This window comes from Actinomadura sp. NPDC023710 (assembly GCF_040639875.1).
Taxonomy (GTDB): Bacteria; Actinomycetota; Actinomycetes; order Streptosporangiales; family Streptosporangiaceae; genus Spirillospora; species Spirillospora citrea.
In genome coordinates this window covers 102,451-116,998 of the sequence record NZ_JBFAGB010000010.1, presented here as the reverse complement: position 1 = coordinate 116,998, position 14,548 = coordinate 102,451, and the positions used below count along the sequence as shown (strand labels likewise).

The window sequence follows — 14,548 nt, the reverse complement described above, 5'->3', positions numbered from 1 at the left end:
CGCATGATTGGTGCAACGATTCGTGGGAACTTCGGAGAAGAGCCGCCGGAGATTGGCTGAAAGGCGCGGTGCAACTATCACCGCAACATTCAAATCCCTTTTCATTGCAATTGATTGCCCGGTGGTACGGGCGGCGCGGCACACTGGGACGATGCACCTCAGCGCCGCCGAAGGCCTCCCCGTCCGCCACGCCGTCCCCGCCCTGCGCGCGGCCTTGGACGAGCACGGCGCGGCGGTGCTGGCGGCGCCCCCCGGCACGGGTAAGACCACCCTGGTCCCCCTCGCCCTCGCCGGGCTCGCCCTCGACGCGCCGCCCGCGCCCGGCAAGGTTCTGGTCCTGGAGCCCCGCCGCCTCGCCGCCCGCGCCGCCGCCCGCCGCATGGCCTGGCTCCTCGGCGAACGCGTCGGCGGCCGGGTCGGCGTCACCGTCCGCGGCGAGACCCGCCCCGGCGCCCGCGTCGAGGTCGTCACCACGGGCGTGGTCCTCCAGCGACTCCAGTCCGACCCCGAGCTCGACGGCGTCGGCACGGTCATCCTGGACGAGTGCCACGAGCGGCACCTGGACGCCGACACCGCGCTGGCGTTCCTGCTCGACGTCCGCGCCGCGCTGCGCCCCGACCTGCGCCTGGTCGCCGCGTCCGCCACCGCCGACACCGGCCCGTGGTCGCGCCTGCTCGGCGGCGCCCCGGTGGTGGAGACCGCGGCGGCGCTCCACCCGGTCGAGACGGTCTGGGCGCCGCCGCCGCGCCCCGTCCCGCCGCCGCACGGCATGCGCGTCGACCCGGGGTTCCTCGCGCACGTCGCCGCGACCGCCCGCCGGGCGCTGGCCGAACGCGACGGCGACGTCCTGTGCTTCCTGCCGGGGGTCGGCGAGATCGCCCGCGTCGCCGGGCTGCTGTCCGGCGCGCCCGCCGAGATCCTGCAGATCCACGGCCAGGCGCCGGGGCGCGTGCAGGACGAGGTGCTCGCGCCCGCCTCCCGCCGCCGGATCGTCCTCGCCACCTCGGTGGCCGAGTCGAGCCTCACCGTCCCCGGCGTCCGCGCGGTCGTGGACAGCGGCCTCGCCCGCGAGCCGCGCACCGACCACGCCCGCGGCCTCGGCTCGCTCACGACCGTCCGCGCGTCCCGCGCCACCGCCGACCAGCGCGCCGGGCGCGCCGGACGCGAGGCCCCCGGCGCCGTCTACCGGTGCTGGACGCAGGCCGAGCACGACCGGCTCCCCACCCGCCCCCGCCCCGAGATCGAGCTGGCCGACCTCACCGGCTTCGCCCTCCAGGCGGCCTGCTGGGGCGATCCCGGCGCGACCGGCCTCGCCCTGCCCGACCCGCCCCCGGCCGCCGCGATGGAGGCCGCCCGCTCCACCCTGCACGCCCTCGGCGCCCTGCGGGACGGCCGCGCCACCGACCGCGGCCGCCGCCTGGCCCGCGTCGGCCTGCACCCCCGCCTCGCCCGCGCCCTCCTGGACGGCGCCCGGCGGGTCGGCGCCCGCGACGCCGCGCAGGTCGTCGCCCTGCTCTCCGAGCCGCCGCCCCGCTCGGCGGGCGACGACCTCACCGCCGTCTGGCGGGCCCTGCGCGGCCGGAACCGGCCCGCCGACCCGCACACCGCGCGCTGGCGCGACGAGGCGGCCCGCCTCCAGAGGTCGCTCGCCCCGGGGGGCGCGAGCCCGGCCGGGCTCGGCGACGACCACGTGGCGGGGACCGTGGTGGCGCTGGCGTTCCCGGAGCGGGTGGCGCGGGCGCGGCGGGGGAGCGGCTACCTGATGGCGTCGGGGACGGGGGCCGAGCCGGCGGAGGGGTCGGCGCTGGCCGCGGCGCGGCCCGGCTGGCTCGCGGTCGCGGCGGCCGACCGTCCCGCCGGGGCGGCGTCGGCGCGGGTGCGGCAGGCCGTGGTGATCGACGAGGAGATCGCGCGGTCCGCCGCGGCGCCGCTGGTCGAGACCGTCGAGGAGGTCGTGTGGCGCGACGGCGAGGTGGTGGCGCGCCGCGTCGAGCGCCTCGGCGCGATCGAGCTGGAGGCGCGGCCGCTGCGGGAACCCGATCCCGGGCTGGTGCGCGCCGCCCTGCTGGACGGGGTCCGCGCGGAGGGCCTCGGGCTGCTGCGCTGGACCCCGGCGGCCGTCGCGCTGCGGGAGCGGCTGGCGTTCCTGCGCGGAGCCCTCGGGGAGCCCTGGCCCGCGGTCGACGACGCGGCGCTGCTGGAGCGGGCGCCGGAGTGGCTGTCCGGCGCGCGGCGGCGGGCCGACCTGGCGAAGGTGGACGTCGCGGGCCTGCTGCGCGGGCTGCTGCCGTGGGACCTGGCGAAGCGGCTGGAGGAGTACGCGCCCGAACGGGTCGAGGTCCCGTCCGGGTCGCGGATCCGGGTCGACTACTCGGGGGAGCGGCCCGTCCTCGCGGTGAAGCTGCAGGAGCTGTTCGGGTGGGACGCGGCGCCGCGGCTCGCCGGCGGGCGGGTGCCCCTGGTCGTGCACCTGCTGTCGCCCGCGGGACGCCCGGCGGCGGTCACCGCGGACCTGGCCTCGTTCTGGCGCGAGGGGTACCGCGCGGTCCGGGCCGAGCTGCGCGGCCGGTACCCCCGGCACCCGTGGCCGGAGGACCCGGCGGGCGCCGTGGCGACGAAGCGGACCAAGCGGGCTAGCGGGAGCTGATCAGCATGTCGATGCCGTCCAGGACGCGCGCGAGGCCGAACTCGAAGGCGCGTCCGGGCGCGATGGCGGCGCTGTACTCGTACCCGACCGCGGCGCCGACGCGGGTCCCGAGCGGGTAGTCGTCCTCGGTCACCAGCTTTTCCAGGAGGGGGGCGCTCGCCTCCCACCACTGCTCGTCGGTCATCCCGCTGCGGCGCTCGGCCTCGGCGGCGTTGACCGACACGCGGGCGGCGCTCTCGGCGAAGCCGGTCACGAGCGCGACGACCGAGTCCATCTCCAGGTCGCTGAGGCCGAGGCCGTCCACGGCGCGCAGTTCGAACTCGAACCTGGCGCACGTGTTCGGGCCGAGCGGCGGCCGCGCCATGGTGATCTGCAGCAGCCACGGGTGCCGGTGGAACAGCGCCCAGTCGTCGCGGGCGATGTGCTCCAGGCGGGCCCGCCAGGAGTCGTGCCCGGGCGGCGTCAGCTCGCCGAACGCGCGGTCGACCATGACGTCGATCAGCTCCGCCTTGCCCGGCACGTAGGTGTAGATCGACATGGGGGAGACGCCCAGCTCCTCGGCGATGCGCCGGATCGACAGCCCGTCCAGGCCCTCGGCGTCGGCCAGCCGGATCGCCGCCCGGACGATCTCCTCCGCGGTCAGCCGCGGCTTGGGCCCGCGCCGGGGGCGCTCCCGGACGTCCCACAGCAGCTCCAGGGTGCGCTTGGGGTCGCCCGCCCCGCTGTACTCGGTCACCGGCCGATCCTCTCAGGGATGAAACTCTGTACTGCGTACGTTATATTGGCCGCGATGGTAAATCCGTACTGCGTACATAGTTTTGGAGGACGGGTGACGGAACCACGGTTCGCGGTCGTCGCCGAGGGGCTGCGCAAGCGCTACGGCGGCACCGAGGCCCTCGCCGGGCTGGACCTGCGCGTCCCCGCGGGGACCGTGCACGGCCTGCTCGGCCCGAACGGCGCGGGCAAGACCACCGCCGTCCGGATCCTGACCACGCTGGCCCGCCCGGACGGCGGCAGCGCCCGCGTCGCCGGGCGCGACGTGGTCCGCGACGCGGTCGAGGTGCGGCGCCGCATCGGGCTCGTCGGGCAGCACGCCGCGGTCGACGAGGTGCTCGGCGGGCGGCAGAACCTCGTCATGTTCGGCCGCCTGCACCACCTCGGGGCCCGGCACGCGCGGCGGCGGGCGGACGAACTGCTGGAGCGGTTCCGCCTCACCGACGCCGCGACCAGGCCCGCCGGGGAGTACTCCGGGGGCATGCGGAGGCGCCTCGACCTGGCCGCCTCGATGATCCTCGCGCCGCCCGTGCTGTTCCTGGACGAGCCGACCACCGGCCTGGACCCGCGCAGCCGGGGCGAGGTGTGGGACGCGATCCGCGACCTGGTGGGCGGCGGCACGACCGTCCTGCTCACCACCCAGTACCTGGAGGAGGCCGACCGGCTCGCCTCCGGCGTCTCGGTGATCGACCACGGCCGCGTCATCGCCGAGGGCACTCCCGACGCCCTCAAGGCGCGGCTCGGCGGCGACCGCGTCGAGGTCGTCGTGGACGACCCCGGGGCGCTCGCCGCCGTCGCCGAGGTCGTCGGCCGGGTCGCGACCGGCGAGGTGGACGTCGACGCCGAGGCCCTGCGGGTCGGGGCGCCGGTGTCGGGGCGGGCGGCCGCGCTGACCGAGGCCGTCCGGGCCCTGGACGAGGCGGGCGTCGCCGTCGCCGACATCGGCCTTCGCCGCCCCACGCTGGACGAGGTGTTCCTGCACCTCACGGAGAAGGAGGAAGTGCCCCGATGAGCGAAGCGAACTGGGGGGCCGTCCCCCCGCGGGGCGGACGCGTGAGCGTTCAGGCGGCGCGGTGGGCCGTGGCCGACGGGTGGGTCCTGACCTCGCGCGCTCTCGCCCACTGGGCGCGCAAGCCGGGCGAGGTCGCCGTCGGGCTGCTGTTCCCGGTGATGGTCGTGCTGATGATGGGCTACCTGTTCGGCGGCCAGATGGACGTCCCCGGCGGGGGCGGCGGCTACCGGGCGTTCATCGTCCCCGGCATGTTCGCGCTGACGATGGCGTTCGGGGTCGAGACGACGTTCGCCGCGATCGCGAGCGACGCGAGCAAGGGGGTGACCGACCGGTTCCGGTCGATGCCGATGGCCTCGTCCGCCGTCGTCGTGGGCCGGGCCACGGCCGACATGCTCCACTCGGTCGTCGCGCTGGCCGTGATGGCGGCCTGCGGGGTGCTGATCGGCTGGCGCGCCCACGACGGCGCGGGCAAGGCCCTCGCGGGGCTCGGGCTGCTCCTGCTGCTGCGGTTCTCGCTGGTCTGGCTCGGCGTCTACCTCGGCCTGGTCGCCAAGGGACCGGAGTCGGTCGCGGCCGTCCAGGTCCTGGTCTGGCCCATCGGGTTCCTTTCCAGCGCCCTGGTGGCGCCGAGCACGATGCCGGGCTGGCTGGGCGCGATCGCCGAATGGAACCCCATGTCGGCGACCGTGACGGCGTGCCGGGAGCTGTTCGGCGAGCCGGCCGCCGGCGGGTCGTGGGCGGCGCAGCACAGCGTGCTGATGGCGGTGGTGTGGCCGCTGGCGATCGCGGCGGTGTTCCTCCCGCTGTCGGTCCGCCGCTACCGCGCCCTCGGCCGCTAGGGCAGGAGGGAGGCCCGGTGCCGGGCCAGCGCCAGCGCCGGGTAGCACGCCTCGGGCAGGGACGCCGTGCCGCCGCGCTCGGTGCCGAGCGCGGCGCGGAGCCGCGCGCCCACGGCCGCCGCGTCGTAGGGCTGGACGACGCACAGCTCGGCCTGCATCGCCTGCCGCGCCGCCGCCATCAGCGCCGGGACGTCCCCGACGACCACGATCTCGGCGGGGGCGTCGCGGTAGGAGAGCCGGACGGCGAGGGCGTGCATCCCGGCGGTGCCGGCGCCCTCGTAGCGGAACTCGCAGACCAGGCGGTCGCCGTCCAGCGGCCCCTCCTGGATCAGCCACGCCTGGCCGGGGACGACCCGCCCGAGCGACTCCTCCCAGGGCGCCGCCGGGACGCCGGCGAGGCGGTCGGCGGCGCGGGCCGCGGCCGCGCGCCCCTCGGCCGGGCCGATCGCGGCGAGCGCCCGCAGGAAGGCCCGCGCGCCCGGGGTGGCCGCCGCGTGCAGGCAGCCGATCAGGTCGCCGAGCGCGGCGCGCCGCGCGGCGGCGTGCGGGGCCGCGGCCTCCAAGCCGCCGAGCTGCGCGGACGTCCACATCTCGGCCTGCAGCGGGCCGGGCTGCGCGGGCAGGGCGTCGGCCTCCCGGACGTAGGCCGCGTACACCTCGCCGAGCCCCGGCAGCATCAGCTCGGGGCCGGCGGACGGTCGGGTCGCACTCACCACCTCAGCCTATGAGACACGGGAGGGCGGCCCGGCCGTCCCTCCCGGAGCCGTGCGCCCCGGGCCGCCGGGCCTACGCCGGGACGGTCAGCAGCGTGCGGCCCTCGCCGATCGTGCGGACCTCGAACCGGCTGATCTCCTGCGGCCGCAGCGCCGTGCCGCCCTGCAGGGCCAGCTGGGGCTGCGGCGACCCCGGCAGGCCGTAGCCCTTGTCGGGGACGGACCAGCCGACGACGGTGTGCGCCTTGCCCCGCTTGTCCACGGCGACCAGTTCGCACGTGAGCGGCCCGTCGACCTTGCTGAGCCGCAGCGCGATCCGGCTGCCCCACGCCTTCTGCTGCATCGCGACCGTCCCGGTGACGCCGGTGCCGGCGTCGGCCGCCGACATCGCCCGGCCGTCGCGCAGCAGCTGGGCGGTCCCGCCGTCCGGCGCGGAGGCGGCGGGGCCGCGGTCGGCCCCCAGCGTGTACCCGGTGCCGAGCGCCCCGCCGAGCAGCACGACCCCCGCGGCGGCCGCGGCCAGCGCCCGCGCGGTCCGGTGCCGCCGCTCCCGGCGGATCCGGTGCCGGATCAGGTCGGTGACCGCCGCCGGATCGGGCGGCGCGGGCATCGCCTCCACCGGATCGGAGATCGGGCCGATGCCGTCCAGGGTCTGGGCGAGCCCGCTCAGCGCGCCGAGCTCCTCGTGGCAGGAGAAGCACGACGCCAGGTGCGCCTCGAAGGCGCGGCGGTCGGGCTCCTCCAGCAGGCCGAGGGAGTAGGCGCCGACGTCGACGTGCGGCATGTCCGGCGCTCTCATGGCGTCACGCCCCTCTCCTCCAGGGCGACGCGGAGTGCCCGGAGCGCGTAGTAGACCCGGGACTTCACGGTGCCCACGGGGATGCCGAGATGCTTGGCGGCCTCGTTCACCGAGCGGTCCCGGAAGAAGGTCTCGTTGAGGACCTCGCGGTGGGCCGGAGACAGGGCGAGGAGGGCTTCGGACACGACGACGGAGCGCAGCAGATCCTCCAACCCGTCGGGCACGCGCATGTTCTCCAGCGGGCCCTCGCCCGCCTCCTGCGGCCGTGCGTTCTTGCGGCGCTGGTCGTCGATGACGATCCGGCGGGCGACGGTCGCCAGCCAGGGCAGCAGCGAGGTCGCGTTCTCGTCGAGCTGGTGCGCGCTGCGCCAGGCGCGGATCATCGTCTCCTGGACGACGTCCTCGGCCCAGTGCCGGTCGCCGCCGGTCAGGCGCAGGACGAACGACAGCAGCGGGCGGCCGTACACGCGGTACAGCTCGTTCACGATCACCTGGTCGTCCACGCCGCCGGCGGGCCGCGGGCCGCGGAACCAGCTCCACGGTCCGGGAGGGCGTTCGCGGGTGGCCGGCGCGGCGGCCGGTGATCTGTGGGCCATCGGGGGTCTCCGGCGGGGTGCGAGGGGTGCGGGGCGACGCGGTGACCGTGGGTGTCACGTTGGGAGGCAGTACGGGACCCCTGCGCCGCGCGGTTCAACCGAGACCGTTTCGTGGGGGATTTTCCGCATTGCTCCTTACTTGTTCGCCACCTTCTCCTTACCGCTCGGGCCCAGGGATCATCGAGGTGCGTCTCAGGGGCGAACGGGAGGCGACGACTCCGACCCGCGCATCGGAACCTTCGCCGGGCAACACTCACTCCACGCATTGGAGCGAATGCGGGCATAGGGCCCATTTGCCCACAGAAACCGAGGGCGGGGATCGGAACGGTGAAGGAGAACGGGGAAGTACAGCTCAGCTACCGCCTGCTGCTGGCGGTGGACATCCAGGGGTACAGCAGGCGCGACACGCGCGAGCAGCTGCGCGCGCAGCGGCTGCTGTCGGACGCGCTCGACGGCGCCGCCCGCGGCGTCGGCCTCGACCGCGACGGCTGGGACAAGCAGGTCGGCGGGGACGGCGAGCTCGCCACGCTGCCGGAGGGCGTCGACCCGGCGACGGTGGCCGGCGACTTCGTCATCCTCCTCGACGAGGCGCTGCGCGAGGTCAACCGGGACGCCGGCCGCTTCCGGCTGCGCGTCCGGCTCTCGCTGCACCACGGCACGCTCACGGCCGGGCCGTTCGGCCCCGCGGGCGACGCGCCCATCGTCGTCCAGCGGCTGCTGGACGCGGCACCGCTGCGCCGCCAGCTGGCCGACGACGCGGACCGCGACCTGGCCTACGTCGTGTCGGACTCGCTGTTCGACGACGTCGTGCGGACCGGGTTCTGCGCCCTGCCGCCGCGCGGCTTCCGCGCCGTCAGGGTCGTGGCGAAGGGCGCGGTGTTCCGCGGCCACATCCTCACCGGCCGCGCCGTCGGCGAGGACGCGGGCGAGGACGCGGGCGAGGACGCGGGCGGGCCGGGAGCCCCGACCGCCCGGGTCCTCGACTTCCCGGCCCTCGCCCTCGGCTGACGGGGAAGCGATCGGCGCGCCCCGCGGTTGACGCCGGTAAGGCCGACGACCGATGGAGGCGGACATGGCGGACGACACGGCGCTGGTGAAACTCCTGGCAGGGCGCGACATCGGAGTGCTGGCCACCCTCAAGCGCGACGGGCGGCCCCAGCTGTCCACGATCAACTACCACTTCGACGAGGGGCGCGGGCTCGTCCGGATCTCGATCACCAGCGACCGGGCCAAGGCCCGCAACCTGGCCCGCGACCCGCGCGCGAGCCTGCACGTCGGCTCGCCGGACGGCTGGTCGTGGGCGGTCGCCGAGGGGACCGCCGAGCTCTCGGCGGTCGCCGCCGATCCGGGCGACGCCGCCGTCGAGGAGCTCGTCGCGGTCTACCGCGACATCAGCGGCGAGCACCCCGACTGGGACGAGTACCGCCGCGTCATGGTCGAGGACGGGCGCCTCGTCGTCCGCCTGCACGTCGAGCACCTCTACGGACAGGCGCGCTGACGGCGGGCGGGGCGCGGGCTAGGCCCCCAGCAGGGCGGCCAGGAGGCGGTTGTCGCCGCGCTGCCAGAGCGTCCCGGTCTCCTCGAACCCCGCCTCGCGGAGCGCCGCGACGTGGGTGGACAGCAGCTCCGACTCCGACCCGTGGTGGCCGGTCGTCTCGTCGCGGGCCACCGCCCGCAGCTCGGCCAGGTCAGGGTCGGCGGCGATCGCCTCCCACCACTGGTCCCACCCCTCGGGACGATCACCGGCGAACCGGCGTGCCTGCTCGCGCTCGCGCAGGGCGACGTCGAGGGCCGCGAGGCCCGGCGTCCGGTCGTCCACCCCCAGGTTGTCGCCGTTGAGGAACAGCCCGCGGGGCCGCAGCACCCGCGCGAGCTCGCCGTAGGCGACGCGCAGCCGCCCGGCCGACAGCCAGTGCAGGGCCGTGGTGCTGACGGCGGCGTCGGCCTGCCGGTCCAGCCGAAGCCGGGCCGCCCAGCCGGGCTCGCGCAGGTCCAGCTCGGCGAAGGTCAGGCCCGGCCGGCCGGCGTGCACGGCGCGGCCGAGCGACAGCAGCAGCGGGTCGGCGTCGACCGCGACCACGGTCGCGCCGGGGAGGCGGTCCAGGATCCGGCCGGCGAGCGACCCCGGCCCGCAGCCGAGGTCGAGGACGAGCGGGTCGGGCCGTCCGGTCGCGGCCTCCAGCGCGTCGAGGAGGGCGGTGAACCGCTCCTCGCGGTCGGGGATGTAGCCCTCCTGCTGGACGTCCCAGCGGGCGGTCCACGCGCTCGCGACCTCGTGGCTGAGCATGGTCATGATCTCTCCTGTGACTGTCGTATAAGCTTTGGACAGTCACAGTGTGAACCCGGAAGGCGTAACTGGTCAAGTGGAGTTCAACAGTCATACCGATGCGGTGGTGCAGGCGGCCGCCGGCCTGGTCAACGAGCTGACCCCGGGGGAGCGGCGCGGCCGCGCCTACACCCCGCCCCCGCCGCCCGCACTCGCCGCCGCCGTCACCGACGTCCTCCGGCGCGTCGGCCGCGGATCGCGCGCCACCGAGGCCGAGCTGCCCGCGCTCGCCGCCGTCGCGCGCGAGCTGCGCGCCGTGTTCGACGCCGTCGCCGCCGGCGACGTCGACGGCGCCGCCGAGCAGGTCAACCGGCTCCTGGAGAAGACCGAGGCCCGGCCCCGCCTGGAACGCCACGACGGGCACCCGTGGCACGTCCACTACCACGGCTCCGACGAGAACGACTGGGCCGGCCCGTGCGCCACCGGCCTCGCCATCGTCATCGGCAGCGAGCTGCACGACCGCCTCGGGGTCTGCACCGCGCCGCACTGCGATCGCGTCTACGTCGACACCTCCCGCAACGGCACGCGCCGCTTCTGCTCCACCGCCTGCCAGAACCGCGTCAAGGCCGCGGCGTTCCGCGCCCGCGCGCAGTCGTCCTGACGGGGCCCCGAAACCGGGCCTGCCGCTGCCGTCGGCGTGGCTGTAGCGTGTGGCGATGATCCAGGCCACCGCCACCACCGCCGCCTCGCCCGAGGACCTCTTCCGGCACCTGGCCGTCCCCGAGGCGTGGGGCGCCTGGGGCAGGTTCCCCACCCCGGCGCGGCGGACGCGCGCGGGCGACACCGCCCCCTACGGCGTCGGGACGGTCAAGAAGATCTGGCCGGCCAGTGAGCGGACCGTCGCCTACGAGCCCTACGAGCATTTCGGGTACGTCGCGCTGGCGGGCCTGCCCGTGCGCGGTTACCGGTCGGACGTCCGGCTGGAGCGACGGGACGCCGGCACGTTCCTGCGCTGGGAGGCGACGTTCGAGCCGCTGATCCCCGGCACCGGACCGGTCGTCGGCTTCGCGCTCCGGCAGATGCTGAGGGCCTTCACCCGTTGGCTGCCCGCCCACGTCGAGCACTGCCCGCCGGACTGCCCCGCCCGCAGGGCCGAGGGCATCTGACCCGGCGGGGCCTCCGGCCCCCGGCGGAAGGTCTGAGCCGGAGACCGTGCGACCCCCCGCACGGCCTCCGGCGAAAAGGTGCAGGCCGAGAGCACCCCGCAGTTCCCTCGGCCTGCACGACCATGGACCCCTCAGGCGGGGTCGGGACCGTAGACCTCCCACAGCTCCCCGGCGAAGAACCTGCCGAAGTCGAGCAGCTTGCCCGCCCCGTCGGGCCCCGTCGTGCGGAAGGTCGTCAGCTGCCGCGCGAAGTCGGTCAGCTGGATGTGCAGCACGCCCGCCGCGACGACCTGCGCGCCGTCCTCCTCGTCCTCGGCGACGTGCCCGTCCAGCAGCCGCACGTAGAGGGTGGAGGTGTCCGGCCAGATCCGCGTCGGCGGCCCGTGCAGGACGTTCTTGTGCCCGCTCAGCGTGCGCCGCCGCCCCTCCCCGTCGGTGTAGAACAGCCGGTACTTCATCAGCCGCCTGTCCTCGGGCGCCTCCGCGACGAACAGGTTGAACGCGCCCCGCTCGACCGGGCGACGCCCCCCGTGCCCGGTCGCGTCGACCCATCCGGCGGCCGTCGCCTCGTGGTCCGGCTCGGCCAGGAAGCGGTCGGTGTCCGCCGCGGTGATCGTCAGGCGGAACGACAGGGGCCGGCGCCCCTCGGCCAGCTCGCCGATCCGCGTGTCGGTCTCGCCGTAGGTGACGAACCCCTTCATCTCCTCGGTGAACGACAGCGACGTACGGCCCGCGACCACGGTGGACGGTCCCCGTGTCCCGCCGTGGCTCCCCGATGCCGGGCCGTACGTCGAGCCGTTCCCCGCCCCGCCTGGCGAGCCGGCTCCCCCGGCCGGCTCGGCCCCCGTGGCAGGCGGGGCGGTCGGTCCCCCCGCCCCCCGGCGGGCGGACGTCTTCTCCAGCAGCCGCGTGGCCAGCCGATCGGCCTGCGCGGCGATGGTGAGCGAGGGGTTCGGGCCCACCGGGCCGGGCATCGCCGCCCCGTCGGCGATGTAGAGGCCCGGGAACCCGAACACCTCGCCGAAGGCGTCGCAGACGCCTTCGCCCGGGTGGTCGCCCATGGGGGCGCCGCCCAGCGGATGGACGGTGATGATGCGCTTGCGGAACCACATCGGGTTGTCGGCGTAGTCGGCGCCGAGCACGTCCGCGATCCCCTGCATCGTCTTGCGGACGCGGTTGAACAGCTCCTCGCTCGTCCGGGCGTTCCAGTCGGCGGCGAGCCGGCCGTCCTTGAGGTGCAGCCGCCCGTCGGCGGTCTCGCGGCCCATGCCGAGCAGCGGCAGCGAGCTGACCGTCAGCGCCCCGTCGCCGATCAGGTCCGAGAGCTCCTTGGACAGGTTGGTGTCCGGCGCGTCCTTGAAGAACTCGGTGAAGCGGCCCCACAGGAACTCCACCGCGCGCTCGAACTCGCCGCGGACGTCGAAGCCGTTCACGATCCAGTCGGTGAACCCGGGGTAGCCGCCGTCCTGGATGTAGGCGCCGGGGCCCGCGCCGGGCACGCCGTCCAGGTCGTCCGGCAGCCGGATCGCCGTGGTGATCACCGGTCCGCGGCTGGCGTTCAGCGGGCGGACCCGGTTGCGGTCCTTGGCCCGCAGCAGGAACGTCAGCAGGTCGCCGTTGCCGCAGAACCGGGTGCCGAGGGCCGAGCTCAGCCCGGGGAACGCCTTCCGCGACTTCAGCAGCAGGTACGTGGTGCCGTACGTGCCGGCGCCCAGCACCAGCCGGTCGCAGGTGATCGTCCGGATCGGCGGGCGGCGCTTCCTGGCGGTCAGGTCCGTGTGGTGGACGTAGTCGACCTCGTATCCGCCGCCCCGCCGGGGCCGGATCGCCTTCACCTCGTGGGAGGTGCGGATGTCGGCGCCGTGGTGCGCCGCCGCCGACAGGTAGTTGTGGTCGAGGCTGTTCTTGGAGCCCTCGTTGCAGCCGATGTCGCACTCGCCGCACAGCTTGCACGTCCGGCGGGGGGCGCCGTGCAGGTTGCCGTACGCGGGGTCGGCGATCGGCAGGCTCACCCCGGGCGCGCCGCCCGGCTCGGAGGCGAAGCTGACCGCGAGCGGCGGCAGCGTGCTGTGCAGGCCGAGTTCGGCCGCCGCGTCCTGCATCGCGTGGGTCTTCGGGGTGTCGTCGTAGGGGACCTGGTCCAGCGGGTACGGCGTCGCGCCCATCATCCGCTCGACGGCGTCGTAGTGCGGGTCCAGGTCGTCGCGCGAGACCGGCCATGGCTGGTGCCCCCCGCCGGGCACCGGCCGGTCGTGCACGAACCAGCGCTCGTCCTTGCGCAGCAGCACGTTCGCGTAGATCAGGGAACCGCCGCCGAGGCCGGCGGACACGACGGAGTCGCAGCCCTTGAACCCCCACACGTCGTACATCCCGTACAGGCCGGCGGCCGGGTCCCAGAACGCCCGGCCCATCTCGGCGGGGGAGCGCGGGAAGCTGCCGGGCGGGTACGGCTGCCCGCGCTCCAGCAGGACGACCCGCTGCCCGGCCTCCGCCAGCCGGTAGGCGGTGACGGATCCGCCGAATCCGGATCCGATCACGACCGCGTCGGCGTGCTCGGCCGCGCCGCTGCCTCCGGTCATCGCTCAGCCCGCCTTCCGCTTGAGGAAGTCCACGACCTGCGGGAACACCTCGGTGTCGGAGGCGGCGCCCATGAACGGGTCCTGGTGGCCGTAGCCGGGCAGGACCGCCAGCTCGTGCAGCCCGGGAGTGATCTTCTCCAGGGTGCGGTGGCAGACGATGTTGGAATCGGTGAACACGTGGTTGCGGTCTCCGGTGAGGAACAGGATCGGCGTCGTGACCGAGGCGGCGCGCGAGAGGTAGTCGTCCGGCAGCGCGGCGGAGCGGGGATCGCGCGGGTGGCGCTTCACCGCGCGGCCGGCCTTCACCATCGCGTGGAGGTGCCGGTAGTAGTTGACGTTGCAGGCCCCGAACAGGTCGGGCAGCCGGCCGTGCGTGACCGGCGCCATCTTGGCGTGCGTGAAGATCGGTTTCCCGCCGCCCCACATGAAGCTGAGCATGTGGCAGGCGGGCTCGCCGCACTCGCGGTGGAACGGCGCGACGGCCTTGGCGAGCATCCAGCCGCGCGTCAGCAGCGGAGCGTTCGCGTACCGGGGGTCCAGATGGCAGGGCCCGAGGACGTACTCCATGAGGGCCGGCCCGTACCCGAGCTTGATCTTCGACCAGCGCGGGGTGCGCGGGGTGAGCGAGACGCTGTTGCAGACCAGGCTGGTGACGCCGGTGACGGTGGCGGCGAACAGCGCCATCGAGAACGAGATCGCGCCCACGCAGTGGGAGATCACGTGGACCCGCCGGTCCCCGATGTGGCGCCGCAGCTCGGCGAGCATCGCCGGGTGGTCGTGGAGCGCGATGGCGTCCAGATCGTGGCGCGTGGCCTCGGAGTTGTAGGGGAACCGGCCGCTGATCCGCAGGTCGACCGCCCACACGTCGCCGAACCCGGCGTCGTGCAGGTGGTTCACCAGGTTGGTGTGCTCCGGCATGATGTACATGTCGCTGGACGTGGTCAGCCCGTGCACGAGGAGGACGACGTCGTCGCAGTCGTTCCGGCGGAACCGGGTCAGGTTCAGGCCGAGGCCGTCACCGGTCGCGAAGGGGTGCACGGACACCTCGGCGTCCGCGACGCCCGCGTGCGTGAAGCGCGCGATCCGCTGCTGCTCCATGTCCATCTCCTCCGCTTCCTGACGGTCCAACCCTGCCAAACGCGGATATCGGCGCGGCA

The 14,548-nt window shown here is 75.3% G+C and carries 14 protein-coding genes; 7 read left to right on the top strand and 7 right to left on the bottom strand.

Features of this window, described 5'->3' with window-relative positions:
- Positions 1–151 precede the first annotated feature (151 nt).
- Positions 152–2,647, top strand: coding sequence for an ATP-dependent helicase HrpB (gene hrpB / locus AB0H37_RS13965; protein ID WP_360612817.1), 2,496 nt, complete (start codon positions 152–154; stop codon positions 2,645–2,647).
- On the opposite strand, the gene AB0H37_RS13960 is transcribed toward hrpB, so the two are convergent.
- Positions 2,634–3,383: a TetR/AcrR family transcriptional regulator gene (locus AB0H37_RS13960; RefSeq protein ID WP_179835946.1), complete on the bottom strand. Its 750-nt coding sequence runs from the start codon at positions 3,381–3,383 to the stop codon at positions 2,634–2,636. The genes hrpB and AB0H37_RS13960 overlap by 14 nt on opposite strands.
- A gap of 93 nt (positions 3,384–3,476) precedes the next feature.
- Between AB0H37_RS13960 and AB0H37_RS13955 the strand changes: the two genes are divergently transcribed.
- Together AB0H37_RS13955 and AB0H37_RS13950 are read left to right on the top strand one after the other, a co-directional pair.
- A complete protein-coding gene (locus AB0H37_RS13955; protein WP_329088768.1) occupies positions 3,477–4,433 on the top strand; it encodes an ATP-binding cassette domain-containing protein in 957 nt (318 codons plus the stop codon).
- Entirely contained in the window at positions 4,430–5,272 is an 843-nt protein-coding gene (locus tag AB0H37_RS13950; protein ID WP_360612815.1) for an ABC transporter permease, read from the top strand. Before AB0H37_RS13955 ends, AB0H37_RS13950 begins: the two co-directional genes overlap by 4 nt.
- Here the strand turns inward: AB0H37_RS13950 and AB0H37_RS13945 are convergent.
- The 3 genes from AB0H37_RS13945 to AB0H37_RS13935 all read right to left on the bottom strand — a co-directional run bounded on the left by AB0H37_RS13945 (position 5,269) and on the right by AB0H37_RS13935 (position 7,269).
- A complete protein-coding gene (locus tag AB0H37_RS13945) occupies positions 5,269–5,985 on the bottom strand; it encodes a hypothetical protein (RefSeq protein ID WP_229810515.1) in 717 nt (238 codons plus the stop codon). The two genes, AB0H37_RS13950 and AB0H37_RS13945, sit on opposite strands and share 4 nt — an antisense overlap.
- Before the next feature lie 73 nt (positions 5,986–6,058).
- Positions 6,059–6,784 (bottom strand): zf-HC2 domain-containing protein, encoded by a 726-nt coding sequence (locus AB0H37_RS13940; RefSeq protein ID WP_360612812.1) that lies wholly within the window; start codon positions 6,782–6,784, stop codon positions 6,059–6,061.
- The gene (locus AB0H37_RS13935) at positions 6,781–7,269 is read right to left on the bottom strand and encodes a sigma-70 family RNA polymerase sigma factor (RefSeq protein ID WP_218826319.1); all 489 of its coding nucleotides are present in this window, start codon (positions 7,267–7,269) and stop codon (positions 6,781–6,783) included. The genes AB0H37_RS13940 and AB0H37_RS13935 overlap by 4 nt, the downstream gene beginning before the upstream one ends.
- A gap of 438 nt (positions 7,270–7,707) precedes the next feature.
- Here AB0H37_RS13935 and AB0H37_RS13930 point away from each other — a divergent pair, with 438 nt between their 5' ends.
- Complete coding sequence (locus tag AB0H37_RS13930; protein WP_360612810.1) at positions 7,708–8,388, top strand: hypothetical protein; 681 nt, start codon at positions 7,708–7,710, stop codon at positions 8,386–8,388.
- Between the two features lie 64 nt (positions 8,389–8,452).
- Positions 8,453–8,878, top strand: coding sequence for a PPOX class F420-dependent oxidoreductase (locus AB0H37_RS13925; RefSeq protein WP_360612808.1), 426 nt, complete (start codon positions 8,453–8,455; stop codon positions 8,876–8,878).
- 18 nt (positions 8,879–8,896) lie between these two features.
- Here the strand turns inward: AB0H37_RS13925 and AB0H37_RS13920 are convergent, their stop codons facing one another.
- Entirely contained in the window at positions 8,897–9,673 is a 777-nt protein-coding gene (locus AB0H37_RS13920; protein ID WP_329088778.1) for a class I SAM-dependent methyltransferase, read from the bottom strand.
- A gap of 70 nt (positions 9,674–9,743) precedes the next feature.
- Here AB0H37_RS13920 and AB0H37_RS13915 point away from each other — a divergent pair, with 70 nt between their 5' ends.
- Both AB0H37_RS13915 and AB0H37_RS13910 read left to right on the top strand, forming a co-directional pair.
- The gene (locus AB0H37_RS13915) at positions 9,744–10,307 is read left to right on the top strand and encodes a CGNR zinc finger domain-containing protein (RefSeq protein WP_179835941.1); all 564 of its coding nucleotides are present in this window, start codon (positions 9,744–9,746) and stop codon (positions 10,305–10,307) included.
- Positions 10,308–10,362: 55 nt separating this feature from the next.
- Positions 10,363–10,812 (top strand): SRPBCC family protein, encoded by a 450-nt coding sequence (locus tag AB0H37_RS13910; protein WP_329088781.1) that lies wholly within the window; start codon positions 10,363–10,365, stop codon positions 10,810–10,812.
- A gap of 131 nt (positions 10,813–10,943) precedes the next feature.
- On the opposite strand, the gene AB0H37_RS13905 is transcribed toward AB0H37_RS13910, so the two are convergent.
- Both AB0H37_RS13905 and AB0H37_RS13900 read right to left on the bottom strand, forming a co-directional pair.
- Positions 10,944–13,391 carry a GMC family oxidoreductase gene (locus tag AB0H37_RS13905; RefSeq protein WP_360612805.1) on the bottom strand — a complete coding sequence of 816 codons (2,448 nt, stop codon included), beginning with the start codon at positions 13,389–13,391 and terminating at the stop codon, positions 10,944–10,946.
- 3 nt (positions 13,392–13,394) lie between these two features.
- Complete coding sequence (locus tag AB0H37_RS13900; RefSeq protein ID WP_360612803.1) at positions 13,395–14,489, bottom strand: alpha/beta hydrolase; 1,095 nt, start codon at positions 14,487–14,489, stop codon at positions 13,395–13,397.
- Positions 14,490–14,548: the final 59 nt, after the last annotated feature.

Coding starts and splice junctions, on each gene's coding strand:
- hrpB (WP_360612817.1), top strand. CDS start 152: ATGCACCTCAGCGCCGCCGAAGGCCTCCCCGTCCGCCACGCCGTCCCC.
- AB0H37_RS13950 (WP_360612815.1), top strand. CDS start 4,430: ATGAGCGAAGCGAACTGGGGGGCCGTCCCCCCGCGGGGCGGACGCGTG.
- AB0H37_RS13940 (WP_360612812.1), bottom strand. CDS start 6,784: ATGAGAGCGCCGGACATGCCGCACGTCGACGTCGGCGCCTACTCCCTC.
- AB0H37_RS13925 (WP_360612808.1), top strand. CDS start 8,453: ATGGCGGACGACACGGCGCTGGTGAAACTCCTGGCAGGGCGCGACATC.
- AB0H37_RS13920 (WP_329088778.1), bottom strand. CDS start 9,673: ATGACCATGCTCAGCCACGAGGTCGCGAGCGCGTGGACCGCCCGCTGG.
- AB0H37_RS13910 (WP_329088781.1), top strand. CDS start 10,363: ATGATCCAGGCCACCGCCACCACCGCCGCCTCGCCCGAGGACCTCTTC.
- AB0H37_RS13905 (WP_360612805.1), bottom strand. CDS start 13,391: ATGACCGGAGGCAGCGGCGCGGCCGAGCACGCCGACGCGGTCGTGATC.
- AB0H37_RS13900 (WP_360612803.1), bottom strand. CDS start 14,489: ATGGAGCAGCAGCGGATCGCGCGCTTCACGCACGCGGGCGTCGCGGAC.